Annotated in this window: 21 protein-coding genes; 11 read left to right on the forward strand and 10 right to left on the reverse strand. The window is 71.1% G+C overall.

All coding sequences use genetic code 11. From position 1 onward, the window contains the following. Positions 1-413: 413 nt before the first annotated feature. The 3 genes from OG456_RS19925 to OG456_RS19935 all read left to right on the forward strand — a co-directional run bounded on the left by OG456_RS19925 (position 414) and on the right by OG456_RS19935 (position 3546). Positions 414-1502: an ice-binding family protein gene (locus OG456_RS19925; RefSeq protein ID WP_323136340.1), complete on the forward strand. Its 1089-nt coding sequence runs from the start codon at positions 414-416 to the stop codon at positions 1500-1502. 261 nt (positions 1503-1763) lie between these two features. Beyond that, entirely contained in the window at positions 1764-2402 is a 639-nt protein-coding gene (locus OG456_RS19930) for a DUF5819 family protein (RefSeq protein ID WP_266562851.1), read from the forward strand. A gap of 79 nt (positions 2403-2481) precedes the next feature. Beyond that, a complete protein-coding gene (locus OG456_RS19935; RefSeq protein ID WP_266562852.1) occupies positions 2482-3546 on the forward strand; it encodes an HTTM domain-containing protein in 1065 nt (354 codons plus the stop codon). 279 nt (positions 3547-3825) lie between these two features. Here the strand turns inward: OG456_RS19935 and OG456_RS19940 are convergent, their stop codons facing one another. Together OG456_RS19940 and OG456_RS19945 are read right to left on the reverse strand one after the other, a co-directional pair. Next, complete coding sequence (locus OG456_RS19940) at positions 3826-5247, reverse strand: FAD-binding oxidoreductase (protein ID WP_266562854.1); 1422 nt, start codon at positions 5245-5247, stop codon at positions 3826-3828. Positions 5248-5258: 11 nt separating this feature from the next. Next, positions 5259-5990 carry a rhomboid-like protein gene (locus OG456_RS19945; protein WP_266562856.1) on the reverse strand — a complete coding sequence of 244 codons (732 nt, stop codon included), beginning with the start codon at positions 5988-5990 and terminating at the stop codon, positions 5259-5261. Positions 5991-6016: 26 nt separating this feature from the next. Here OG456_RS19945 and OG456_RS19950 point away from each other — a divergent pair, with 26 nt between their 5' ends. Both OG456_RS19950 and OG456_RS19955 read left to right on the forward strand, forming a co-directional pair. Beyond that, positions 6017-6898, forward strand: coding sequence for an aminoglycoside phosphotransferase family protein (locus tag OG456_RS19950; protein ID WP_266562858.1), 882 nt, complete (start codon positions 6017-6019; stop codon positions 6896-6898). Positions 6899-7040: 142 nt separating this feature from the next. Next, positions 7041-7514, forward strand: a complete 474-nt coding sequence (locus tag OG456_RS19955) for a GNAT family N-acetyltransferase (protein WP_266562860.1) — start codon at positions 7041-7043, stop codon at positions 7512-7514. A 24-nt stretch (positions 7515-7538) separates the two neighbouring features. On the opposite strand, the gene OG456_RS19960 is transcribed toward OG456_RS19955, so the two are convergent. After that, positions 7539-8543 (reverse strand): zinc-binding dehydrogenase, encoded by a 1005-nt coding sequence (locus OG456_RS19960; RefSeq protein WP_266562862.1) that lies wholly within the window; start codon positions 8541-8543, stop codon positions 7539-7541. A gap of 88 nt (positions 8544-8631) precedes the next feature. Continuing rightward, complete coding sequence (locus tag OG456_RS19965) at positions 8632-9807, reverse strand: FAD-dependent oxidoreductase (RefSeq protein WP_266562864.1); 1176 nt, start codon at positions 9805-9807, stop codon at positions 8632-8634. A 155-nt stretch (positions 9808-9962) separates the two neighbouring features. On the opposite strand from OG456_RS19965, the gene OG456_RS19970 reads away from it, so the two are divergent. Then, entirely contained in the window at positions 9963-10664 is a 702-nt protein-coding gene (locus OG456_RS19970) for a pentapeptide repeat-containing protein (RefSeq protein ID WP_266562866.1), read from the forward strand. A 24-nt stretch (positions 10665-10688) separates the two neighbouring features. Here OG456_RS19970 and OG456_RS19975 read toward each other — a convergent pair whose 3' ends face one another. The 3 genes from OG456_RS19975 to OG456_RS19985 form a co-directional block, all read right to left on the reverse strand. Further along, positions 10689-11198: a hypothetical protein gene (locus OG456_RS19975; protein ID WP_266562868.1), complete on the reverse strand. Its 510-nt coding sequence runs from the start codon at positions 11196-11198 to the stop codon at positions 10689-10691. Positions 11199-11363: 165 nt separating this feature from the next. Continuing rightward, on the reverse strand, positions 11364-12005 hold the full coding sequence (locus OG456_RS19980) for a response regulator transcription factor (RefSeq protein ID WP_266562870.1): 642 nt from the start codon (positions 12003-12005) through the stop codon (positions 11364-11366). Beyond that, entirely contained in the window at positions 12002-13135 is a 1134-nt protein-coding gene (locus tag OG456_RS19985; protein ID WP_266569345.1) for a sensor histidine kinase, read from the reverse strand. Before OG456_RS19985 ends, OG456_RS19980 begins: the two co-directional genes overlap by 4 nt. A 285-nt stretch (positions 13136-13420) precedes the next feature. Between OG456_RS19985 and OG456_RS19990 the strand changes: the two genes are divergently transcribed. Beyond that, a complete protein-coding gene (locus OG456_RS19990) occupies positions 13421-13975 on the forward strand; it encodes a heme-binding protein (protein WP_266562872.1) in 555 nt (184 codons plus the stop codon). A gap of 77 nt (positions 13976-14052) precedes the next feature. Continuing rightward, positions 14053-15432 (forward strand): M1 family metallopeptidase, encoded by a 1380-nt coding sequence (locus OG456_RS19995; RefSeq protein WP_266562874.1) that lies wholly within the window; start codon positions 14053-14055, stop codon positions 15430-15432. 37 nt (positions 15433-15469) lie between these two features. Here OG456_RS19995 and OG456_RS20000 read toward each other — a convergent pair whose 3' ends face one another. Together OG456_RS20000 and OG456_RS20005 are read right to left on the reverse strand one after the other, a co-directional pair. Beyond that, positions 15470-17026: a M4 family metallopeptidase gene (locus tag OG456_RS20000; protein WP_266569346.1), complete on the reverse strand. Its 1557-nt coding sequence runs from the start codon at positions 17024-17026 to the stop codon at positions 15470-15472. Between the two features lie 541 nt (positions 17027-17567). Then, positions 17568-18143 (reverse strand): TerD family protein, encoded by a 576-nt coding sequence (locus OG456_RS20005; protein ID WP_266562876.1) that lies wholly within the window; start codon positions 18141-18143, stop codon positions 17568-17570. A 180-nt stretch (positions 18144-18323) separates the two neighbouring features. Between OG456_RS20005 and arfB the strand changes: the two genes are divergently transcribed. Further along, positions 18324-18761, forward strand: a complete 438-nt coding sequence (gene arfB / locus OG456_RS20010) for an alternative ribosome rescue aminoacyl-tRNA hydrolase ArfB (protein WP_116512343.1) — start codon at positions 18324-18326, stop codon at positions 18759-18761. Positions 18762-18789: 28 nt separating this feature from the next. Here arfB and OG456_RS20015 read toward each other — a convergent pair whose 3' ends face one another. Beyond that, positions 18790-19308: a flavin reductase family protein gene (locus OG456_RS20015; protein ID WP_266569347.1), complete on the reverse strand. Its 519-nt coding sequence runs from the start codon at positions 19306-19308 to the stop codon at positions 18790-18792. Positions 19309-19770: 462 nt separating this feature from the next. Between OG456_RS20015 and cdgB the strand changes: the two genes are divergently transcribed. After that, the gene (gene cdgB, locus OG456_RS20020; protein WP_266562880.1) at positions 19771-21483 is read left to right on the forward strand and encodes a diguanylate cyclase CdgB; all 1713 of its coding nucleotides are present in this window, start codon (positions 19771-19773) and stop codon (positions 21481-21483) included. Positions 21484-21581: 98 nt separating this feature from the next. Further along, entirely contained in the window at positions 21582-22538 is a 957-nt protein-coding gene (locus OG456_RS20025) for a carbohydrate-binding protein (RefSeq protein ID WP_266562882.1), read from the forward strand. Positions 22539-22552 lie beyond the last annotated feature (14 nt).

Here is a 22552-nt window from a genome sequence, read left to right on the forward strand (position 1 = left end):
GCACCTCTAGCCAGCCCGTTAATGATTTTTTGTGTACGCGATCGGCTCGTCAGGTCGGGCGAAACCGCCCGGCTGAATCGCAACACGGCCCATATTGATGAGTAACGTGTCAGCGGCAGAAAACAGGCGATTCTGCGTGACTGAGAACCGTCAAAAATCACCGTCCCCTCACAGGAGTTGGCCCCTCGATGACGCCACCCAATTTCCCTGTCGCGCCTCTACGGCGCACATTGTCGGTGTGGATCGCGGCGGTACTTGCCGTGGTGATCTCCGCCGTCGTAGTCGCTGTTAGTCCGACACAGGCGAGTGCTCTCGCCACGTTTGTAGATCTGGGTAGGGCAGACAGCTTCGCGGTACTGGCCGGTTCGGCAACCACCAACACCGGCCCTTCGGTGATCACTGGAGATGTCGGAGTGTCTCCGGGAACGTCCATCACGGGATACGAGTCCGCCGTGGTGAACGGGACCCAGCACTCTGCGGACACTGTGGCCCAGAATGCGCAGACCGACCTGATTGCGGCGTACGACGACGCCGCCGGGGAGCCCTCCGACCCCGACGGGGCACTTCCCGCGGACGCTGGTGGCCAGACGCTGGTTCCGGGCGTCTACACCGCCTCGTCCACGCTGGGACTCACGGGCACCCTCACCCTTGATGCAAAGGGCGACCCCAACGCGGTCTGGGTGTTCCAGATTGGTTCGGGTCTCACGACGGCATCCGGCAGCAGTGTGTCCCTCATCAACGGCGCCTCGCCGTGCAATGTTTTCTGGAAGGTCGGCAGTTCGGCCACCCTCGGCACCGACTCCGACTTCGTGGGCAACATCCTTGCCCTGACCTCGATCACCGCCACCACGGGCGCGAGCATCGAGGGGCGGGCGCTGGCCCGTAACGGTGCCGTGACGCTGGACACCAACACGATCACCCGGCCGCAGTGTGCCGCTGGCACCACGGGTGGCACCACCGGCGCGACGACTGCCGGCACCACCGGCGCGACGACTGCCGGGACCACCGGTGCGACGACTGCCGGGACCACCGGTGCGACGACTGCCGGGACCACCGGTGCGACGACTGCCGGGACCACCGGTGCGACGACTGCCGGCACCACCGGCAGCACCACCGCCGGTACGACGGGCAGCACGACCGGTGCGACGACTGCCGGTACGACGGGCAGCACGACTGCCGGCACGACCGGTGCGACGACCGCCGGTACGACGGGCAGCACGACTGCCGGCACGACCGGTGCGACGACTGCCGGCACCACCGGCAGCACGACTGCCGGTACGACGGGCAGCACGACTGCCGGCACGACCGGTGCGACGACCGCCGGTACGACGGGCAGCACCACCGCCGGCACCACTGGTGGAGGCGGCCACGGCTGCAAGCCCCACAAGCCCGGCGGGTACGGCGACAAGCCCGGCGGGTACGGCGACAAGCCCGGCGGGTACGGCGACAAGCCCGGCGGATACGGCGACGAACCCGGCGGGTACGGCTGTGACCCCGCCTAGCATGCACGGCCGACTCCGCAGGGATAAGCCCTCGGAGGCAGCCGCCCACATGCGCGCGTAGGTCAGGCGGCGTGCGGCGCGGATCGTCATCGATTCCGCCGCACGCCGCAGGCGCAAGCTCAGGAGAACCAGGTGAGAGAAGTCGGGACGGAAAGGCCGGATGTAGCCGTGCGGGGTGGCGTTGCATCCGCAGATGCTGACGAATCGGGCCGGGCTCATGCTGGGCCAACCGCACAGAAGGGAGACGGGAGACCGACTGCGTTGCAAGCGTCTTCAGAGCCGCCCGTCGTCCTGAAGGCCGCGGTACACGTCGCCGTGATCCTGTGTCTGGCGACGGCCCTGGTCCACGTACTCCTGGTATTCCTGCAGGTGGCGCCGCCGAATCCCCTCTCTCGGCAGTACAGCCGGCAGGTCAACGCCTGGGTCTTCCCGTTGTTCGAGCAGAACTGGCGGCTCTTCGCCCCGGACCCGGAGTCGGTCAACCGGCAGATCTCGGCCAGGACCATGCATACCGCCCCGGACGGTACCGTCCATGTCAGCGGCTGGTTCGACCTGGGCGCCGTCGATACAGCCGCGGTGAAACACGATCCCTTCCCGAGTCACACATCACAGAACATGCTGCGCCGGGCCTGGACTTCCTACCTCGAAACACACGGCGGCGACGACCGTCCGCGCTCGCAACGCGCGCTGATGATCCAGCAGTACCTGGGCAACATCGCAGTGGATCGCGTCGCCGCCCATCGCACCGGCGCATTCGAGTCCATCCAACTGCGAGTGATCACCCTGCCCATCGCCGCACCGCCCGCAGCGAGCGGCCACAGTCCCGGCGCGGCCGCACCACGGCCCACCGACACCCGTTACCTGCCCTGGTGGAAGGTGGCCCGCCATGCAACAAGCTGAGCAGACATCGGCCCCGGCAACCACGCCGTCGCGACCCGGACACGGCGCCGAGCGGGGGAGCGCACGTACGCCGCAGCGAATGCCCGACCGCATCGGTACGCTCCTCACTCTCCTGCTGGAGCGGCCCATCTCCCTGTATGCTGCGGCGGTTCTACGCATCGGCTACGGGTTCCTCTACCTCGCCTTCCTGCTACGCGAGTTTCCCCACCGCAACGAGATCTGGGGTCCCGGCTCACCGTGGACGCCGACACTGGCCAGGCAACTCTTCGACCAGACCGGCTGGGTCAGCATCCTCACCCTGTCCGACAGCCGGGCCTACTTCGAGGTCTGCTACGCGGCAGCCCTCGTCACCTCCGCACTGTTCATGCTGGGCTGGCGGACCAGAGCGGTGTCCGTGCTGTTCGCGGTCGTAGTGACGTCCTTCCACGCCAGGGCGATCTACATGACGGACGGAGGGGACACCCTCATCCTCCTCATGGTCCTCTACCTCGTCGTCACCGCATGCGGCCGACGCTGGTCCCTCGACGCGCGCAGGACCCGGCTCCGAGCATCCGCCGTCAAGACGGACCGGCTTCCGCTGGACCAGGCATCCGGCGAGCTGCGACGCCACCTCCGCGACGCGCGCCTGACAGTGATCACCGTGCTGCACAACTGCGGCATGCTCGTCATCGCCGCCCAGGTCTGCTTCCTCTACGGATCCGCAGGCCTGTACAAGGTGCAGGGCGCCGCCTGGGGCAACGGCACCGCTCTCCACTACGCCCTGAACCTCGACGTGTTCCAGCCCTGGCCTGAGCTCTCCGCCATGGCGGACGAACACGACGTACTGATCGCCATCGCCTGCTACCTGACCGTGCTGTTGCAGGTGGCCTTCCCGTTCGTCCTGTTCGGCAGGCTCAAGTACCCCGTCCTGACGATGCTGTTGGGCATGCACCTGGGTATCGCGCTGTTCCTGGGCCTGCCGCTCTTCTCCGGCGCGATGATCGTCGCGGACGCCGCGTTCCTTCCAGACCGCTTCTACCGGTATCTCGGACAGCTGTGGCGGCTCACTACCCAGCGCGATGTGCCGCGGCATCACCCACCTCAGCACCTCGGCCACCAGCCGCTCCCTCCCACCCGCGCGCTCCCCGTGCCCCGCGGACGTTAGGCGCCGGCGCACCCACGGAAGTATGGGACGGCAGTCTTGGTCTCAGTCGTGGTCTCGATTGCCGCTCGGTTCGTTGGCGTCCACTTTGGTCCTGTGAGGTCCAGGACCCTTCATGACCAGGGGTGAAGCTTGTTCCGTGGATGAACGTGGACGTCCACGGAACAAGATCGCACAACTTGTAATGCGTAGGTCGTCGGTTCGAATCCGACAGGGGGCTCCCACGGGACGAAGGCCCAGGTCACGGGTGTGACCTGGGCCTTCGTCGTGCGTGGGAGCTTGTCAGCCGCGGCCCGCCACCCGGTCCGCGGCTCGGGCCAGGCGGGAGGAGTCCGTCGTGTGGGTGGTGAGTTCGCGGTGGTCGGCCGCGTTGTAGGTGGCGTACATGCCGTGGACGCCCAGCCAGCGGAAGGGTTCCGGTTCCCACTTGCGGACCTTGTGGTTGACCCAGGGGAGGGTCGTGAGGTCGGTGGGGCCGGACTGGCCGGAGTCCTGCTGGACGAGGTCGCGCAGGGTGCGGGCGGCGAGGTTGGTGGTGGCGACGCCGGAGCCGACGTAGCCGCCCGCCCAGCCGAGGCCCGTCGCGCGGTCGAGGGTGACCGTGGCGCACCAGTCGCGGGGGACGCCGAGGACGCCGGACCAGGCGTGGGTCACGGCGATGCCCGCCAGCTGGGGGAAGAAGCGGGTCAGAAGCGCGGTGAGGGACTCGATGGTGGCGGGCTGGGTGCGGCCGTCGTTGTCGGTTTTCGAGCCGTAGCGGTACGGGACGCCCCGGCCGCCGAGCGCGATGCGGCCGTCGGCGGTGCGCTGGGCGTACATGTAGGCGTGCGCCATGTCGCCGAGGGTCTCGCGGCCCTCCCAGCCGATGGACTCCCACTGCGCGTCGGTCAGCGGCTCAGTGGCGATCATGGACGAGTTCATGGGGAGCCAGGTGCGGCGCTGGCCCTTGAGAGAGGCCGTGAAGCCCTCGGTGCAGCGCAGGATGTAGGGCGCGCGGACCGTGCCGTACGGGGTGACGGCGTGCTTCGGCTTGATCTCCGTGACGGGCGTCGACTCGTGGATCGTGACGCCGAGCGCCTCGACGGCGGCGGCGAGGCCCTTGAGGAGCTTGACGGGGTGCAGGCGGGCGCCGTGCGGGGTCCAGGTCGAGCCGACGGCCCCGAAGACGCGGACGCGCTCGGCGGTCTCGCGGGCGCCGTGCAGGGTGCGGTCCTTCTCGCCGTACGCGAGTTCCGCCGCGTGGAAGGCCTTGAGGCGGGCCAACTGGGCTGGTGTGTAGGCGATTTCGAGTACGCCACCCTGGTGGATGTCGGCGTCGATCTCCTCTTCGGCGGCCGCGCGGATCACCTCGGAGACGGTGTCGTTCATGGCTTCCTGGAGGCGGACGGCCGCGTCGTGGCCGTGCAGTTTCGCGTAGCGGTCGCGGCCGGCGATGCCGTTGTAGAGCCAGCCGCCGTTGCGCCCGGACGCGCCGTAGCCGCAGAACTTCTGCTCCAGGACGGTGATGCGGAGGAAGGGCGCGGCCTTCTTCAGGTAGTAGGCGGTCCACAGGCCCGTGTAGCCGCCGCCGACGATGACGACGTCGGCGGACGCGTCACCCGGGAGGGGCTCGCGGGCGGTGGGCATGCCGTCGTCCGCGTACCAGAACGATATGCCGCCGTTGACGGTGGCCTGGGCGCCGTGGGTGCCGTTCTTGCTGCTCATGGCGTCGGACGTTAGCGCTCCGCAGGGGGGTTCGGGCAGGGGGGACGGATGCCTTCCTGATTTTGTGGGTGATCGTTCCGTCGCGCTGTCCTGTCCCGTCGCCGCAGGACCGTCAGCGGGTTCCAGGGCTCGGCCCGGTCGCGTACGAGGGGGTGGCAGGCCAGGCCGATGAGGACCGAGACGAAGTGCCCCAGGTCGGTGAAGGTGCGGCCGGTGAGGAGCGGGCCGCCGTAGACGATCAGGACGACGGCCAGATAGACGTAGCGCCAGGGCGGGACGAGCCGGTACGTGAGAACGCCGACGACGCCCGCGAGCGCGTAACTCACCCCCACATCGAGGGTGGCGGCAGACGAGGCGGGCGCGTGGCCGTGGCGGATCGCCCACAGCAGGGCGCCCTCGCTGATCAGGGTCGCGAGGACGTGCGCCGCCCCCACGACGGCCAGCCAGCGCCAGGTGTCGAGCCAGCGCTCGGCCTGCGCGTGGAACACCGTGTAGAGGACGGCGTAGGGCCACCAACTGCTGTCGTCGATCCAGAACAAGGAGGCGACGAAGACGCGGACCGGGTTGGTCGACAGCTCGTTCAGGTTCGTGGAGCGCTGGCGCAGGAACTCGTGCTCGAAGTGCGGGTCCATGTGGTGCATGGCGACCGTCGTGAAGAACAGGGCTGCCAGCCAGAGATAGGTGCCGGGGGCGTGCCGTACGTACGACCACACGGCGAGGGGGAAACGGCGCATGGACTGCATTCAGGCACGCACATAGGGTCGTTCGGGTGATCGACATCCCGGACGGCCTGGTCGAGTCCCAGTACACCTATGCGGGTGAGCCCGGTCGCGCCTTCATCGCCGGGCTCCCGGCGCGCGTGGAGGAGTTCGTCGAACGCTGGGAGCTGCGCGTCGACGGGCCCGCGATGCACGGCATGGCCGCCCTGGTCCTGCCCGTGGTGCGGTGCGACGGGACGCCCGCCGCGGTCAAGTTCCAGATCCTCGACGAGGAGACCGAGGGCGAGCCGGTCGCGCTGCGTGTCTGGGACGGCGACGGCGCCGTCCGGCTCCTCGACCACGACGACGCCACGGGCACGATGCTCCTCGAACGGCTCGACTCCGGGCGGATGCTGGACTCCGTGGAGGACTCCCGGAAGGCCGTCCTCGTCATCGCCGAACTGCTGGCCCGGCTCACGTCCGGGCCCGCCCCGGAAGGGATGCGGCGGCTGTCCGACATCGCCGCCGACATGCTCGCCCAGGTGCCGTCGGCGCTCGCGGCCGTGCCCGGCCCGTCCGACCGAGCGCTGCTCGCGGACTGTGCGGCGGCCGTGCGCGAGGTCGCGGGCGAGGCGGGTGACCGGCTGCTGCACTGGGATCTGCACTTCGAGAACGTGCTGGCCGCCGAGCGGGAGCCGTGGCTGGCCATCGACCCGAAGCCGCTCGCGGGCGACCCGGGCTTCGACCTGAAGCCCGCCATCGACAACCGCTTCGACGCGGACGAGGTGGTGTGGCGGTTCGACGCGATGAGCGGGGTGCTCGGGCTCGACCGGGAGCGGGCGCGCGCCTGGACGCTCGGGCGGGTGCTTCAGGACTCCCTGTGGGAGATCGAGGACGGGCGACCACTGGCGCCGGACCATCTGGAGACGGCGCGCAGACTGCTCGGGCGGTGAGCGGGCCCGTGCGGGGCGCGCTGCGGTGCGTGGGTGGCCCGGGCGTGCGTGTCCGGCCAGGCGGTGAGTGGTCGGCCGCCCCGTGGTGGGTGGTCGGCCGACCCGTGCGGGCCGTCCCGTGGTGAGTGGTTAGCCTGCCGTCATGATTCGTACCGCCACGCCCGCCGATGTCCCCGTCATCCACGCCATGGTCCGTGAACTCGCCGACTACGAGAAGGCGCTGCACGAGGCGCGGGCCACCGAGGAGCAGCTGCGCGAGGCGCTGTTCGGGGAGCGGCCCGCCGCGTTCGCCCACATCGCCGAGGACGACACGACGGGCGAGCCCGTCGGCTTCTGCCTGTGGTTCCTGAACTTCTCCACCTGGCGCGGGGTGCACGGGATCTACCTGGAGGACCTGTACGTACGGCCCGAGGCGCGCGGCGGCGGTCACGGCAAGGCGCTGCTGACCGAGCTGGCGCGGATCTGCGGCGAGTGCGGTTACGAGCGCCTGGAGTGGTCGGTCCTCGACTGGAACGAGCCGTCGATCAACTTCTACAAGGCGCTCGGCGCGGCACCGCAGGACGAGTGGACGGTGTACCGGCTGACGGATGAGGCGCTGGCCCGGCTCGGGTCGTAGCGCGCCCGGGGCCCAGGCTCGCGGTCACGGGATCAGGACCACCTTGCCGATCGTGCCGCGGTTCTCCAGGGCACGGTGCGCCGCGGCAGCCTCGGCGAGCGGGAAGCGGGTCACCGCGGGACGCAGGCGGCCCGCCTCGGCCTCCCTCAGTGCGGCCAGTTCCAGCGTGCGGACCGGGTCGTCGCCGCCCGCGCGCCGCATCATCGGCGGGCCGAGCACCTGTTCCTGGGTGATGCCGCGCCGGGTGAGTTCGTCCGCGGAGAAGGTGAGGGGCTCGCCGTCGTGCAGGCCCTTGCCGGACCAGCCGAAGACGACGTGGACGCCGCCGGGGCCGAGCAGGTCGACGGCGGCCAGGCCCGCGTCGCCGCCCACCCCGTCGAGGACGACGGTCGCCGGGCGGCCGCTGAGGAACCGGCGGACCTGCTCGGGCCAGTCGGCGGCGGTGTAGTCGACGGCCAGGTCGGCACCGTTCGCGCGGACGCGGGCCACCTTCTCGGGGCCGCCCGCGAGGCCGACGACGGTGGCGCCCGCGTGCTTCGCGTACTGGACGAGCAGGGTGCCGATGCCTCCGGCCGCGGCCGGGATCACGGCCACCGACGCGGGGCCGAGCGGGGCGAACTGCAGGATTCCCATCGCCGTACGGCCCGTGCCGATCAGGGCGACGGCCTCGGGGAAGTCCAGGTCGGGCGGGAGTTCGTGCAGGCGGGCCGCGTCGATCACGGTGAGCTCGGCGTAGCCTCCGGGGGCGAATCCGAGGTGGCCGACGACGCGCTTGCCGAGCCAGGACGCGTCGGTGCCCTCGCCGAGCGATTCGACGGTGCCGGCGACCTCGCGGCCGGGAACGGTGGGCAGCGCGGGCGGTTCGGGCGCGGGGCCCTTCATGCCCTCGCGCAGGGCGGTGTCCAGGAGGTGCACGCCGGCCGCGGCCACGGCGATCCGGACCTGGCCGGGGCCGGGCAGGGGGTCTCCGGTCTTCTCGTAGGTGAGGTTCTCGGCGGGTCCGAAGGCGTGCAGTCGTACAGCGTGCATGGCGGGCTCCCTTGGGCGTGCGGCCTCTTGCTGGGCCAGGTGTGCACCACCCTTCAACCGCAAGCTCACTTGAGGTCAAGCGCGAGGGTCAGGCCGCGCGGAGTCCCGGGCGGGACGCGGTGAGCGCGAGCGTGGTCGCCTCGATGGCGCTGTTGAACGACACCTCGGAGAGCACGCCGGGCGCCGCGACCTGGTCGCCCACCAGATACACGCCGTCCCCGCGGTCGATCGCGGGCCGGTCCCGCCAGGTGGTGCCGGGCAGGTCGACCGCCCCCGTCCGCCCGTTCGCGAGCGCGTCCCTGCGCCAGGTCGCGCGGTCGCGCCAGCCGGGAAATCCCAGGTCGAGCAGGCGTTCGGCGCGTGCCGTGCCGTCGGCCTTCGACTCGTGCGGCGCTACGGGGATGTGGCCCTGGACGAGCTGCTGCCCGCGCGGCGCCAGACTCCGGTCCTGGGCCGTGAACCGCTCGAGCCAGGCCGGGAAGTCGAGCCCGGACACGATGAAGGCGTCGCCGCGGCGGGTGCGCACGGCCAGGTCGATCAGAGTCGTACGGCCGCCGGCCCACGTCAGCGACGAGTCCCCGAGGAGGCGGCGCGCCGAGTCGAGGGACGTCGCCACGATCACCGGCCCGCCGCCCGTGGGCACGGAGTCGACGCGGGACAGCGTCTCCACGCGCACGCCCAGATTCCAGGCACGGGCCGCCATCCGGTCGATCACGGACGCCCAGCCGCCGCGCGGATAGTGCGCCTCGGGCGGCACCTTCGCGGCGCGGCGCAGACGCTCCTGGACGAAGGCCGCGGAGAGGGAGCCCGGGTCGTGGTGGAAGAGCGCCACGGAGGTGTAGTGGGCGGCCGCGCGGGCGCCCTCCTCGCCGACGTGGCGCGTCGCCCACGTCATGAAGTCCACGTCCACGGGCGCGTGTTCGGACCGGTGGCGAAGGAGGCGCACAAGGGCCAGCGGAGGGGTGCGGCGCAGGGCTCCGCGGTGGTGGAAGCGCAGGCGGGAGCCCTCGACGGGCGGGATCGGGGCGAGCGGGCCGAGCAGGTCGCGCTGCTTCAGCCAGGTCCAGTGCGGGCCGCCGCTGTAGAGGGCGTGCGGTCCGTCGTGTGTGCGGTACGGCCCTTCGGCGGTGCGGGCGCGGCCGCCGAGGGTGTGGTGCGACTCGTGGAGCGTGACGCGCGCTCCGGCCTCGGCGGCGGTGACGGCCGCGGTGAGGCCGGCGAATCCGCCGCCGATGACGGTGAGGTCGGGGGTGGTCGTTGCCACGCCGCTGTTCCCCTTCGGGTTGGCTGTGCCGTGCCTGTGCCTGTGTCTGTGTCTGTGCTTTTACGACTTACGACGGCTGTGCGCGGCGGAATGTGACATGGGCGGGGGAGGGGCGGCGGTCACCGATTGTCAGTGGCGGCGGGCAGCATGGGGGCATGGCGGAGAAACGAGTGGCGAGGCCGGCGAAGGCGTCGTCGGCGAAACCGGCGGCGGTGAAGAAGGCGCGGCGGCCCGAGGTGCGGCTGCCCCCGCTGGCGCCCTGGAGCGGTGGCGAGCTCGAGCCGGACGGGGACTACGACGGGGTGGAGTTCGCGGCGGCCGACTTCACCGGGCAGGACGGCGGGGGCGCCCGTTTCATGGACTGCGCGCTCGAAGGGTGCGGGCTCGACGAGACGCGGCTGACCCGCGCCCGGATCCTCGATTCCACGCTGATGGGGATACGGGGTGTGGGCACGGACCTCGCGGAGGCGACCCTGCGGGACGTCGAGGTGGTGGACGCCCGGCTCGGCGGGGTCCAGCTGCACGGGAGCGTGCTGGAGCGGGTCGTGGTGCGCGGCGGGAAGATCGAGTACCTGAATCTGCGCAAGGCGCGCCTGAAGGACGTCGTCTTCGACGGATGCGTGCTGGTGGAGCCGGACTTCGGGGGCGCGCGTCTGGACCGGGTGGAGTTCCAGGGCTGTGTGGTGCGGGGTGCGGACTTCACGGGCGCCGTGATGGCGGACGTGGATCTGCGGGGCGTGGCCGAGCTGGGGATCGCGCGCGGCGTGGACCGGCTGGCCGGGGCCGTGATCAGCCCGGCCCAGCTCTTCGACCTGGCACCGGCGTTCGCGGCGCAGATCGGGGTGCGGGTGGAGTAGGGGCGGCTGACGGAGAGGTGGGGGCTAGCGCTCGTCCGGGACGCGGGGGAAGCGGGCCTGGAGGTCCCAGATCGCCGGGTTGTCCGCCAGGTCCTCGTGCATGTCGGTGAGGTCGGCGATCACGTCGTGCAGGAAGTCGCGGGCCTCACGGCGCAGCTCGCTGTGGGAGAACGTCAGGGGCGGCTCGTCGGCCTCCATCCAGTCGGCCTCGATGTCGACCCACCCGAAGCGGCGCTCGAAGAGCATCCGGTCCGTCGACTCCGTGAAGTCGAGCTCGGCGTACTGCGGCCTCGACGCGCGGCTCCCGCGCGGGTCACGGTCCAGCTGCTCGACGATGTCGCACAGCGCCCACGCGAAGTCCAGCACCGGAACCCATCCCCAGGCTGTGGACAGCTCCCGGTCGGCCTTGGTGTCGGCGAGGTAGACGTCGCCGGCGAACAGGTCGTGCCGCAGCGCGTGGACGTCCGCACGACGGAAGTCCGTCTGCGGAGGGTCGGGGAAGCGGCGGGAGAGGGCGTAGCCGATGTCGAGCACGTGAGTGATGGTGTCACGGTCGGGAGGGGGCGCCGTTCACGGGCGAGGAGGGGCGCCGTTCACGGGCGAGAAGGGGCGCCGGTCACGGGCGGGAGGGGGCGCGCGGCTGTCACGGTCACCGCGGCCGTCACGCTCGCGCAGGCGGCCCCGGTGGTCGGCACGCGCTCAGCCCAGCAACCGCTGTTCCTTCGCCACCGCCACCGCGCCCGCCCGGGTGTCCACGCCGAGCTTGTCGTAGATCCGGCCCAGGTGGGTCTTCACCGTGGCCTCGCTGATGAACAGGGCGCGGGCGATGTCCCGGTTGCCCAGGCCCTGGGCAAGCTGGCCGAGGATGTCGCGCTCGCGATCCGTGAGGGACGGGCGCGGGCTGCGCATACGGGCCATGACGCGGCTCGCGACCGGCGAGGACAGCGTCGTACGGCCCTCGGCGGCGGCCTGGATCGCGGCGAACAGCTCCTCGGGCCGCTCCGCCTTGAGGAGGTATCCCGTGGCGCCCGCCTCGATGGCCCGGGTGATGTCGGCGTCCGTGTCGTACGTGGTCAGGACCAGGACGTGCGGGTGCGGGCCCGCCTCGGGCGGCGCGGTCGTGATGCGCCGAGTCGCTTCCACGCCGTCGATGCCCTCGCCCAGCTGGAGGTCCATGAGGACGACGTCCGGCGTCAGCTTCGCGGCGAGCGCCACCGCCTCGTCGCCCGTGCCGGCCTCGCCGACCACCTCGATGCCGGGTGCGCTGCCGAGCAGGGCGAGCAGTCCCGCGCGCACCACCACGTGGTCGTCGCACACCAGCAGCCGTACGGGGTCACTCATGAGGCCTCCAGCGGAATCGCCACCGACAGCACCGTGCCCTCGCCCGGCGCCGACTCGATCGTCAGCGTGCCACCCAGCTGCCGCGTGCGCGCCCGGATCGCCGGAAGGCCGTGCCCGCGCACGCCCGACTTCCGCGGGGGCTCGGGTGTGAAGCCGCGGCCGTTGTCCGCGATGTCGAGGACGACCTGGTCACCGAGGTGCGTCAGCGTGATCGCGGCGGCCGTCGCGTCCGCGTGCTCCCGTACGTTCGCCAGGGCGCCCTGCGCGATCCTCAACAGCGCGGACTCGACCCGGTCGGGCAGTGGGGCCGGGGCGCCCTCCGCGTGGAAGCGGACCGCGAGCCCCGCCTCCGACTCCCGCGCCGCCAGCGTGCGCAGCGCCTCGTCCAGGCCGCCGCCCGCGAGATCCGCCGGCGCCAGGTCGTGCACGAACCGGCGCGCTTCCACGAGGCCCCGCTCGGTCACCGACTCCGCGGTCCACACATGGGCGCGGGCCCGCTCGGGGTCGGCGTCCCACAGCCGGTCCGCCGCCTGGAGCAGCATCTGCTGGCTGGACAGGGACTGGGCGAGCGTGTCGTGGATCTCCATCGACAGGCGCTGGCGCTCGGCGAGGGTCCCCTCGCGGCGCTCCGTCGCGGCGAGTTCCCTGCGGGTGCGCACCAGGTCGTCGATCAGCGCGCGCTGGCGTTCCGCCTGGCGCTCCATGTGGACGAAGACGGCGGTCGCCAGGGCCGCGACGGCCGGCGGCGCGAGCAGCAGGTTCGGGTCGAAGTCCCCCGCGAGGCGCAGCTGCGCCCCGACGACCAGCACCGTGAGCACGCCGATCAGGACGAGCGCGGCGCGGGCGGGCAGGGTGCGCAGGCCCGTGTAGAAGAGCGGGACCGCGCACCACGCGAAGCTCGGCGCGAGGACGACGAGGACCACCCACACGGCGACGACCAGGGCCAGCCAGGTGAGGCGGCGCGGGGTGGGGCGGGTGCCGAGGCCCGGGCCGAGCGCGGGGCCGAGCACGTACAGCGCGGCCAGGACCACGGACAGCGCGATGATCCACGGGGTGCGGGCCTCGCCGGGGTGGCGCAGCAGGAACCGGGCGAGGGCTCCGCCGAGCAGCAGGAAGAACGCGGTGTGCATCACAGCGGCCAGCCAGCGGGCGTCCGGATCCCGCGTCTCAGGTGCCACGCCCGTACCCCTCTCCGCTTCCGCCATCGCGCTGCTGAACTGGTCAAACACCCTCATTGTGGCCTGCTCGGGCGGTACGCGGGTCAACCGATCGGCTGACCCGGACGTCAGCCGAGCCGCGCTCCGGTCGCAGCCGGTACGTCGACGGTGCGGCGCGGTTTCCGGCCCGAGGATCGATACCAGAGCGACTCACCGACCGCCTCTGACCGACCCGACCGCCTCCAAGGAGCACCCGTCATGAAGAAGATCTCGAAGCGCGCCCGTGTCCTGACCGGTGGCGCCGTCCTCGCCGGCGTCGTCGCCGGTACCTTCGGCGCGGTCTCGGCCAGTGCGTCCGCCCCGGCCGCCGCCCCCGCCGCCGTGACCGCGGACGCCCCGGCCAAGAACCTCACCCAGTCCACGCACCTGACCACGGCCGCCGCCACGAAGGCCGCGCAGGCCGCCCTCGACGCCGCGAAGAAGGAGAACCAGCGCGTCTCCGTCGCCGTCGTCGACCGCAACGGCAACACGATCGTCACCCTCCGCGGCGACGGCGCAGGCCCGCAGTCGTACGAGTCCGCCGTGAAGAAGGCGTACACCGCGGTGTCCTGGAACGCGCCGACGTCCGAGCTCGCCAAGCGCCTCGAGCAGGCCCCGAACCTGAAGGACATCCCGGGCACCCTGTTCCTCGCGGGCGGCGCGCCCGTCGCGGCGAACGGCGCCCCGGTCGCGGGCATCGGCGTCGCGGGTGCCCCCTCGGGCGACCTGGACGAGAAGTTCGCGCAGGCCGGTGTCGCCGCGCTGAAGCGCTAGTCGCCGACCCCCCACCGACGTGGAGGCGCCCGCCGACCGGCAGGCGCCTCCACGGCGTTCGCGCCTACGATCATTCAGTGCCCCACAGCCCACGATCGGCCCCGGCCGTCCTCGCCCTCGTCCTGGCCCTCAGCGCCTGTTCCGCCGGTGCGCACAGCACGCCGGGTGCCGGGGGCGTGCGGGACCCGTACTTTCCGAAGCTGGGCAACGGCGGCTACGACGCCACGCACTACACGCTCACCCTCGACGCCGACCGGCACCGGCTGACGGGCACCGCCGACATCACCGCGAAGGCCACCCAGGACCTCAGCGCGTTCAACCTTGACCTCAAGGGCCTGACCGTCGAACGCGTCACCGTCGACGGGGAGAAGGCCACGTTCGAGCGGGCCGGGCACGAGCTGACGATCCGTCCGGCGAAGGCGCTGCGGAAGGGCTCCGAGTTCCGCACGGTCGTGCGGTACTCCGGGAAACCCGTGACCATCACCGACCCGGACGGCTCCGAGGAGGGCTGGCTCCCCACGGAGGACGGGGCCCTCGCGCTCGGCGAGCCCACCGGGTCCATGGCCTGGTTCCCCGGGAACAACCACCCCTCCGACAAGGCGACGTACGACATCCATGTCACCGTCCCCAAGGGCCTGAAGGCCGTGTCCAACGGGGAGTTGACGAAGGAGCGGACGGCCGGCGGGCGGACGACGTTCGACTGGCACGTCCCGCAGCCCATGGCCAGTTACCTGGCGATGCTGGCGATCGGGAAGTTCGAGACCAAGGCCTACAAGACGCCCGACGGGCTGCCCGTGTACACCGCCGTGGACCCGGTCGAGGCGGCCGCGAGCGCCAAGGTCCTGGCCAGGCTCCCGGACGTCATGGCCTGGGAGTCGAAGACCTTCGGCCCCTACCCCTTCTCCTCCACCGGCGCCGTCGTCGACCGGGAGAACGACGCCGGGTACGCGCTGGAGACCCAGAACCGGCCCGTCTTCCCCGGCACCCCCCCTCTGTCCACGCTCGTCCATGAGATGTCCCACGAGTGGTACGGGGACTCCGTCACGCCGAAGTCCTGGCGGGACATGTGGCTCAACGAGGGCTTCGCGACCTACGCCGAATGGCTCTGGCAGGAGCAGCACGGCGGCGACAGCGCGCAGGACACGTTCGACCGCTACTACGCGAAGGACGGCGGGAACGCGATCTGGGCCTTCCCGCCCGCCAAGCCGTCCGGGGCCGCGAACATCTCGGCCGCGCCCGTCTACGAGCGCGGCGCGATGGTGCTGCACAAGATCCGCGAGACGGTCGGCGACGCCAAGTTCTTCGAGCTGCTCAAGAGCTGGCCCGCCGCGCACCGTTACGGCAACGCGGACACCGCCGACTTCACCGCGTACGTGGAGAAGCAGAACCCGGGCAAGGATCTGGGGCCCGTCTGGGACGACTGGCTGTACGGAAACGGAAAGCCGGACCACCCGTAGTCCCGGATGGCCCGGCCGGACGTCCCTGTGGTCAGGGCTACTTCACGTTCACGGCGGTCCAGGTCGCCGCGACGGCCTGCTGTTCGGCGCTGTTCGCGCCGTACAGGTCGCTCGCCGCCTGGAGTGTGGCGGTGCGGGCGGCCGCGTAGTTCGTCGTCGACGTCATGTATGTCGAGAGGGCCTTGTACCAGATCTGCTCGGCCTTGGCCCGGCCGATGCCGGTGAGCGTGGAGTTGTCGGAGGTCGGGGAGTTGTACGAGACCCCGTTGATGGTCTTCGCGCCGCTGCCCTCGCTCAGGAGGTAGAAGAAGTGGTTGGCGACGCCCGACGAGTAGTGCACGTCGAGGCGGCCGACCGTCTTGGACCAGTAGTCGGCGGAGCCGCCGTCCTTGCTGGGCTTGTCCATGTAGCGCAGCGGGGTGCCGTTGCCGTTGATGTTGATTTTCTCGCCGATGAGGTAGTCGCCGACGTCGCTGCTGTTGTTCGCGAAGAACTCCACCGACGTGCCGAAGATGTCGGAGGTCGCCTCGTTCAGGCCGCCCGACTCACGGCTGTAGTTGAGGCCCGCGGTGGACGCGGTCAGGCCGTGGCTCATCTCGTGGCCGGCCACGTCGAGCGCCGTGAGCGGGTGCTGGTTGCTCTGCCCGTCGCCGTACGTCATGCAGAAGCAGGCGTCCGACCAGAAGGCGTTGACATAGGCGTTGCCGTAGTGGACACGGGAGTAAGCGGCCTTGCCGTCGCCCGCGATGCCGTTCCGGTTGAACGCGCTCTTGTAGTAGTCCCACGTCTCGGCCGCGCCGTACGCGGCGTCGACCGCGGCGGTCTGCCGGTTCGTCACCGTCCCGTCGCCCCACTGGTCGTCGGCGTCGTGGAAGAGCGTGCCCGTGCCGGACGTGCCGCCGTTCAGGTCGTACGTCTTGTGGCCGCCGCGCCCGCCGTCGGTGAGGTCGAACCCGCCGCCGGCCGATGCGGTGCTCCCGACCGTGACGGTGCCGCTGTACTCGCTGGTGCCGGTGCCGTTCTCGATGCCCTCGTACGAGTACAGCTTCTTGCCGGTGGCGGCGTCGGTGACGACGTGGAGCTCGCTCGGCGTCCCGTCGGCCTGAGTGCCGGTCACGATCGTCTCGTAGGCGAGGACCGGCTTGCCGGAGGCGGCCCAGACGACCTTGCGGACGTTCTTCGCGGCGGCGCTCTTGGCGTCCGAGACGGCGAGGGCCGACTTCTTGGCGGCGGCGGGGGCCAGGGAGGCGTCCGTCGACGCCACGGATATCGCCCCCTTGTGCGCCTTGGAGACACCCTTGAGGTCGCCGTTCTTCGCGGTGTGCGTGACGAGGTCGCCGCCGAGCACGGGCAGACCGTCGTAGGTGCGCTCGTAGCGGGTGTGGGTCGTGCCGTTCGCGTCCTTGACGACGTCGCGGGCGACGAGCTTCTCCCCGCTGCCGAGCCCGAGTTGGCGGGCGGCCGCCGGGGCGTCGGCCTGTGCGTCCTTGAGGGCCGTGGCCCGCTGGGAGGCGCTGAGCGGAACGGCGGTGGCACCGGCGGTGCGGTCGGCGGCGGTCGCCGCGGTGCCGCTCTGCAGAGCCAGGACGACCATGGCGGCCGATGCCGCGAGTGCGGTGGCTCGAGCGGTGGTCCTGCGGCCGGTGGTGCGGGGAGTGGGGGAGCGGTGTGTCACTCGGACTCCTTCTGTGTCCAACGACCCGTGGGTGGTGACCCGTCGGGGGGTGGGGGGCGCGGGGAGAGAGTGACACCGGGCACGCTGTGTTTGACAGGGCGCCGTCAAAGATTTGCCAGTTCGTGTCCGAATGCGGGTGGTGACTGTCCGTTATTTGCCGCTTGACAGGGAAGTGCTGGCCGGAATGCGTCGGTTGAGGGCGACGAGGGGCGGGCGGCGAGGGCGTTGAGGGCGGCTAGGGCGTTGAGGGCGTTGAGGGCGGCGAGGAAGCTGAGGAGTTGTTAGCCGTGAGGCGTGAGGCGTGGGGCGGGGCGCGCGGGCGCGCAGAAGGGCCCCGGCCGGATCTCCCCGGCCGGGGCCCTTCAACTGCCGTGCTGCGGGCATCAGGCGGTCATGACATCCATGGCAGCCATGCCGGTCACGCCGGCCGTGCCCGCGTCCCGCGTGAGGGTGTCAGCGATCAGACGTTCACGCCGAAGTCCTGCGCGATGCCGACGAGGCCCGACGCGTAACCCTGGCCCACCGCGCGGAACTTCCACTCCGCGCCGTTGCGGTACAGCTCGCCGAAGACCATGGCGGTCTCGGTGGCGGCGTCCTCGGAGAGGTCGTAGCGGGCGATCTCGGTGCCGCCGGCCTGGTTGACGATGCGGATGAACGCGTTGCGCACCTGGCCGAAGTTCTGCGAGCGGTTCTCCGCGTCGTAGATCGAGACCGGGAAGACGATCTTGTCGACGTCGGCCGGGAGGCCCGCCAGATTGACGTTGATCTGCTCGTCGTCGCCCTCGCCCTGGCCCGTGACGTTGTCACCGGTGTGGACGATGGTCTGGTCCGGCGTCGCCTTGTTGTTGAAGAAGACGAAGTGGCCGTCCGAGTAGACCTTGCCCTGCGGGTTCACCGCGATCGCGGAGGCGTCGAGGTCGAAGTCGGTGCCGGTGGTGGTGCGGACGTCCCAGCCGAGGCCCACGGTGACGGCGGTCAGGCCCGGAGCCTCCTTGGTGAGCGAGACGTTGCCACCCTTGGACAGGCTTACAGCCATTGTTGGGAGTCCTTCCCTCGTTAGCGGTGCGTGCGCTTCGTAGACGAAGCTACTCGTACCCCTATGAACGCCAAGGGGGGATCCAGGGTTCCAGGTGTCTTTACTTTCTTTACCCACTTTCCCCGGGATGGGTGCGGCGCCGGGAAAAGGGGGTGACGCGGCGCGTGTCCAGGCGCGACCATGGAACCCATGTCCGGTCCTTACTTCATCCGCGGCTCGGTGGTCCTTCCGGAGGCCGAGCTTCTCTGGCGATTCTCCCGGTCGTCCGGGCCGGGCGGCCAGCACGTGAACACCAGCGACTCCCAGGTCGAGCTCCGCTTCGATCTCGCCAGGACGGAGGCGCTGCCCGAGGTGTGGAAGGCGCGGGCCCTGGAGCGGCTCGCCTCCCGCCTCGTCGACGGCGTCATCTCCGTACGGTCCTCGGAACACCGCTCCCAGTGGCGCAACCGCGAGACCGCCGCCGTACGCCTCACGTCCCTCCTCGCCGAGGCCACCGCCCCGCCGCCCAAGCCGCGCCGCGCGACCCGCATCCCCCGGGGGATCAACGAGCGCCGCCTACGCAACAAGAAGGCACGGTCGGACACGAAGCGGGGCCGGTCGGGGCGGGGCTGGGACTGAGCGGCCTCACGGGGTCCGGGCGGGGGCTTCACCCCAACTGCCGGTATTTCCCCTTGAAGTAGGCCAGCGGTCCGCCGTCGGCGCTGGGCAGCGTGGCCGTGAGCACCCGGCCGATCACCAGCGTGTGGTCCCCGGCCACCACCCGCTGCTCCGTGCGGCACTCCAGCGTCGCGAGCGCGCCGCCCACCAAGGGCGCGCCTGACACCTCGCCGCGTACGTAAGGGATGCCCTCGAAGAGCAGACGGTCGCTGATGCGGCCCTTCATCGCGAAGCGGCCCGCGATGTGGTGCTGGCTCTCGGAGAGCACGGACACCGCCCACAGGGGCTGCTCGTCGAGCAGGTCGTCCATGCGGGAGCCGTTGCGCAGGCTGACGAGGACGAGCGGCGGGTCGAGGGAGACCGACAGGAACGCCGTCGCCGTCATGCCGACGTCCTCGCCCAGGGGAGCCGACGGGTCGTCCGGGTCGAGCGGCATCTCGCGCGCGGTCACCAGGACCACGCCCGCGGCCAGTCGGGACATGGCGGCGCGGAACTCGTCGTTGCTCACCCCCTCAGCATGCCCGGCCGAGGCGGGCGCGGGGACGGAAGCGGCTGTGGGGGTTGTGGGGAGCGTGGGGGTCGTGCGGCTGGTGGGGGAGAGCGGGGGATTCTTGAGCAGCGGGGGAGTCTTCAGCACGTCTCGACGCTAGCTTCGGTGCCGTGGCCGCCACATCGGGCCTTGGGCCGAGGACGGTCCTAGGACCTGTGGTGGGTTCCGTCCGGATATGGCGGTGTTCGGGGGTGTTCTCCGTTCAGGAAGTGCAGGGGGCGTGCGCCGGAACACCCCTCAACCCTTCATCTCCTCCTGTGACTTGAGTCACAGGAGCCATATTTTGTTGACCCTGTGTACCGGGTGCACAGCTCGCTGTGATTCAGTGGCGGAGACACTGCAAGAAGAGCGTGCACACGCACGTGCGGAATCGGCGATCAGAATTCTGGAGTGCTGTCGAGGTCTCGGGGAGAGCTGAGCATGGAGACCGAGTCGGAGCCGTACGTCCGTCTTGCGACCCTGCGGCAGCTTCACCAGGTGATGGCGGACATGAACACCGCCCGCAGCCTGGCCGACACCCTGCAGACGGTCTCCGACGGAGTCGTGAACGGCCTCGGATACGAGCTGGCCTGCGTCAATCTCGTACGCCCCGACGGTGACCTCGTCGTCGCCGCCTTCTCCGGCGACTCCTCCGCCGAAGCCCTCATCACCGGCCGGGTCGGCTCCCGCGCCTCCTGGGACCGCCGCCTGTCCATGGGCGAGGCCTGGGGCGACCTGCGGTTCATCCCGCACACCGAGGGCTGGGTCCTCGACGAGGACGACGTACCGCAGTGGTTCACCGACGGGCCGCCGCCCCGCTTCGAGGACGAGTGGCACCCCGCGGACCGCCTCTTCGCCCCGATGTACGCCACCGGCGGTTCCGGGGGCGAACTCCTCGGCGTGATCTCCGCAGACCGCCCGCGCAACGGCAGGCGCCCCGGCGCCTGGGGCCGCGAGGCCCTGCAGATGTACGCCTTCCAGGCCGCCATCGCCATCAGCAACGCACGGCTGCGCGCCAACATGCAGCGCGCCCTGGTCCGGCTCGAACGCGAGCAGCAGGCCCTGCGCGCCAGCGAGGAGTCCTTCCGCCAGGCCTTCGAGTACGCCCCCAGCGGCATGGCCATCGCCGAGATGGGCGGCGACCAGCACGGGCGGCTCCTGCGCACGAACGACGCCCTGTGCCGGCTGCTCAGCCGCCCGGCGTCCGCCATGCGCCGCTACTCGTTCTCCGACCTCGTCCACCCCGAGGACATCGGCACGCTGCTGCGCACCTCCGCCGAGGGAGGCCGCGCCGAGCTGCGCCTCGGACGGCGCGACGGCACCTATGTCTGGGTGTCCCTGCGGAACTCGGTGGTGGCCGACGCCGCCGACGGGCCGCGTTTCCTGCTCACCCACGTCGAGGACATCGAGGAGCGCAAGCGCCGCGAGCTGCACCTCGCGCACCGCGCGTCCCACGACTCCCTCACCGGCCTGCCGAACTCGGCGGAGCTGCGCTCCCGCCTCTCGGCCCGCCTGTGCCGCCGCCCCCAGCTGCCCGAGCCGAGCGCCGTGGACTCCCTGGACGCGGCGTACGGGGACCGCACCGGCAGCTCGTACGACACGAACGGGCACGGATTCGACTTCGCGGGGGCCGCCGCTGCCGCCGCGGCCGGCCAGCAGAACGGCGGGTCCGGGCCCTCCGGCGGGATCTACGACGACTATGGCTTCGATCACCACGTCCACATCGTCGCGCCCGAGGGGGAGACCGATGACGGCACGAAGGGCCTGGCGGTCCTCTTCTGCGACCTGGACGGCTTCAAGTCGATCAACGACCGGTTCGGGCACCACACCGGAGACGCCGTTCTGATCGAGGTCGCACGGCGTCTGACCAGCGGTGTCCGTGACGGGGACACCGTCGCCAGGCTCGGCGGCGACGAGTTCGTCGTGCTCGCCGACGGGCTCGGCCGTGCCGACGCACAGGACCTCGCCGTCCGTCTGCGGAACGCGATCATTCCGCCCATCCGGGTCGATGGAAGGGCCGTCCGTGTGGGCGCCAGTTTCGGCATCGGCTGGGCGCACTGCGGGATGACGGCCGACGAGGTGTTGAAATCCGCTGACCAGCGGATGTACATCGAGAAACGGTCGCGTGCCAAGCAGCAACGACGGGCCGGATGATCTCCTTCCGCGGGTATCGGTGAGGTCAACGCCACCCCTTCGGACCACTCCCAGCGGGTACGCTCGCCGGGTAAGCGATACGTAGGGAGTGATCAGGGATGGCGCCCGCTGACAACGGCGCGAGCACGCCCGAGGACGACGATCCGTTCGGCTATCTGTACGCCGACGGACAGGCGGCCGGGGCGACACCGCCCAGCGGGGGCGGCGGCTACGGCTATCCGGGTCCCCGGTCCTACCACCAGGTCAGGCCGGTCGGTGAGCGGCAGTACGGGCAGCAGCCCCAGCCGACCGCCGCGCACGGTCAGGCGCCCCAGCAGCAGCCACAGGCCTACGGCCAGCCGAACGCGCACTACTCGGCCCCCGAGACGCTGCCCGGCGGCGCACCGACCACGGTGACGCCCACGCAGCACGGCGGCGGTGGCGGCCGGGGGCGGGGGCCCAACACCAAGGGCCTGCTGATCGGCGCGCTCGCCGTCGTGGCGGCCGTGGTCATCGGCATCGGTGTCGCGGTCCTCGGCGGCGACTCGAACGACGACGCGAAGGGCGACGCGGGCGGCCAGCCGTCCGGTGGCTCCCAGTCGGTCCAGCCGAGCCAGACCGCGTCCAAGAAGGCCGACAAGCCGGTCGACCTCCCCAAGACGGACGCCAAGGCGCTGAAGCTCGAGGGCGGCACGGCCACCGCGTCGGACGTCCAGGGCGCCAAGGCCGACGGCGGCACCTATGTGGCCGGCTTCAATCAGGTGGGCGCCAAGCTCACCTGGACGGTCAACGGCATCCCGAAGGACGGCGCGTACAGCCTGCGCGTCAACTACGGCGTGCCCGGCAAGGACGCCAACGCGACCATCACGGTCAACGGCAAGGTGCAGACCCGCCCGCTCAACATGGAGAACTTCTCCCGCGCCAAGGAAGGCGACTGGGAGAAGGGGTGGACGAACACCTGGTCCGTCGTCCAGCTCAGCAAGGGCACGAACGCGATCGCGATCTCGTGCGAGCAGGGCAACCAGTGTGACGCCAACTTCGACCAGATGTGGCTGGTCAAGGGCACCAACGGCTGATCGACAGAGCTTGC

The sequence above is a fragment of the Streptomyces sp. NBC_01446 genome (assembly GCF_026340095.1).
Lineage (GTDB): Bacteria > Actinomycetota > Actinomycetes > Streptomycetales > Streptomycetaceae > Streptomyces > Streptomyces aureus.

Bases quoted from the DNA above. Each gene is read 5' to 3' on its own strand.
- OG456_RS19980 (WP_266562870.1), bottom strand. From the start codon at position 12,005: ATGAGTGACCCCGTACGGCTGCTGGTGTGCGACGACCACGTGGTGGTG.
- OG456_RS19970 (WP_266562866.1), top strand. From the start codon at position 9,963: ATGGCGGAGAAACGAGTGGCGAGGCCGGCGAAGGCGTCGTCGGCGAAA.
- OG456_RS20025 (WP_266562882.1), top strand. From the start codon at position 21,582: ATGGCGCCCGCTGACAACGGCGCGAGCACGCCCGAGGACGACGATCCG.
- OG456_RS20000 (WP_266569346.1), bottom strand. From the start codon at position 17,026: ATGGTCGTCCTGGCTCTGCAGAGCGGCACCGCGGCGACCGCCGCCGAC.
- OG456_RS19985 (WP_266569345.1), bottom strand. From the start codon at position 13,135: ATGCACACCGCGTTCTTCCTGCTGCTCGGCGGAGCCCTCGCCCGGTTC.
- arfB (WP_116512343.1), top strand. From the start codon at position 18,324: ATGGAACCCATGTCCGGTCCTTACTTCATCCGCGGCTCGGTGGTCCTT.
- OG456_RS19935 (WP_266562852.1), top strand. From the start codon at position 2,482: ATGCCCGACCGCATCGGTACGCTCCTCACTCTCCTGCTGGAGCGGCCC.
- OG456_RS19990 (WP_266562872.1), top strand. From the start codon at position 13,421: ATGAAGAAGATCTCGAAGCGCGCCCGTGTCCTGACCGGTGGCGCCGTC.
- OG456_RS19940 (WP_266562854.1), bottom strand. From the start codon at position 5,247: ATGAGCAGCAAGAACGGCACCCACGGCGCCCAGGCCACCGTCAACGGC.
- OG456_RS20005 (WP_266562876.1), bottom strand. From the start codon at position 18,143: ATGGCTGTAAGCCTGTCCAAGGGTGGCAACGTCTCGCTCACCAAGGAG.
- OG456_RS19945 (WP_266562856.1), bottom strand. From the start codon at position 5,990: ATGCAGTCCATGCGCCGTTTCCCCCTCGCCGTGTGGTCGTACGTACGG.
- cdgB (WP_266562880.1), top strand. From the start codon at position 19,771: ATGGAGACCGAGTCGGAGCCGTACGTCCGTCTTGCGACCCTGCGGCAG.
- OG456_RS19955 (WP_266562860.1), top strand. From the start codon at position 7,041: ATGATTCGTACCGCCACGCCCGCCGATGTCCCCGTCATCCACGCCATG.
- OG456_RS19960 (WP_266562862.1), bottom strand. From the start codon at position 8,543: ATGCACGCTGTACGACTGCACGCCTTCGGACCCGCCGAGAACCTCACC.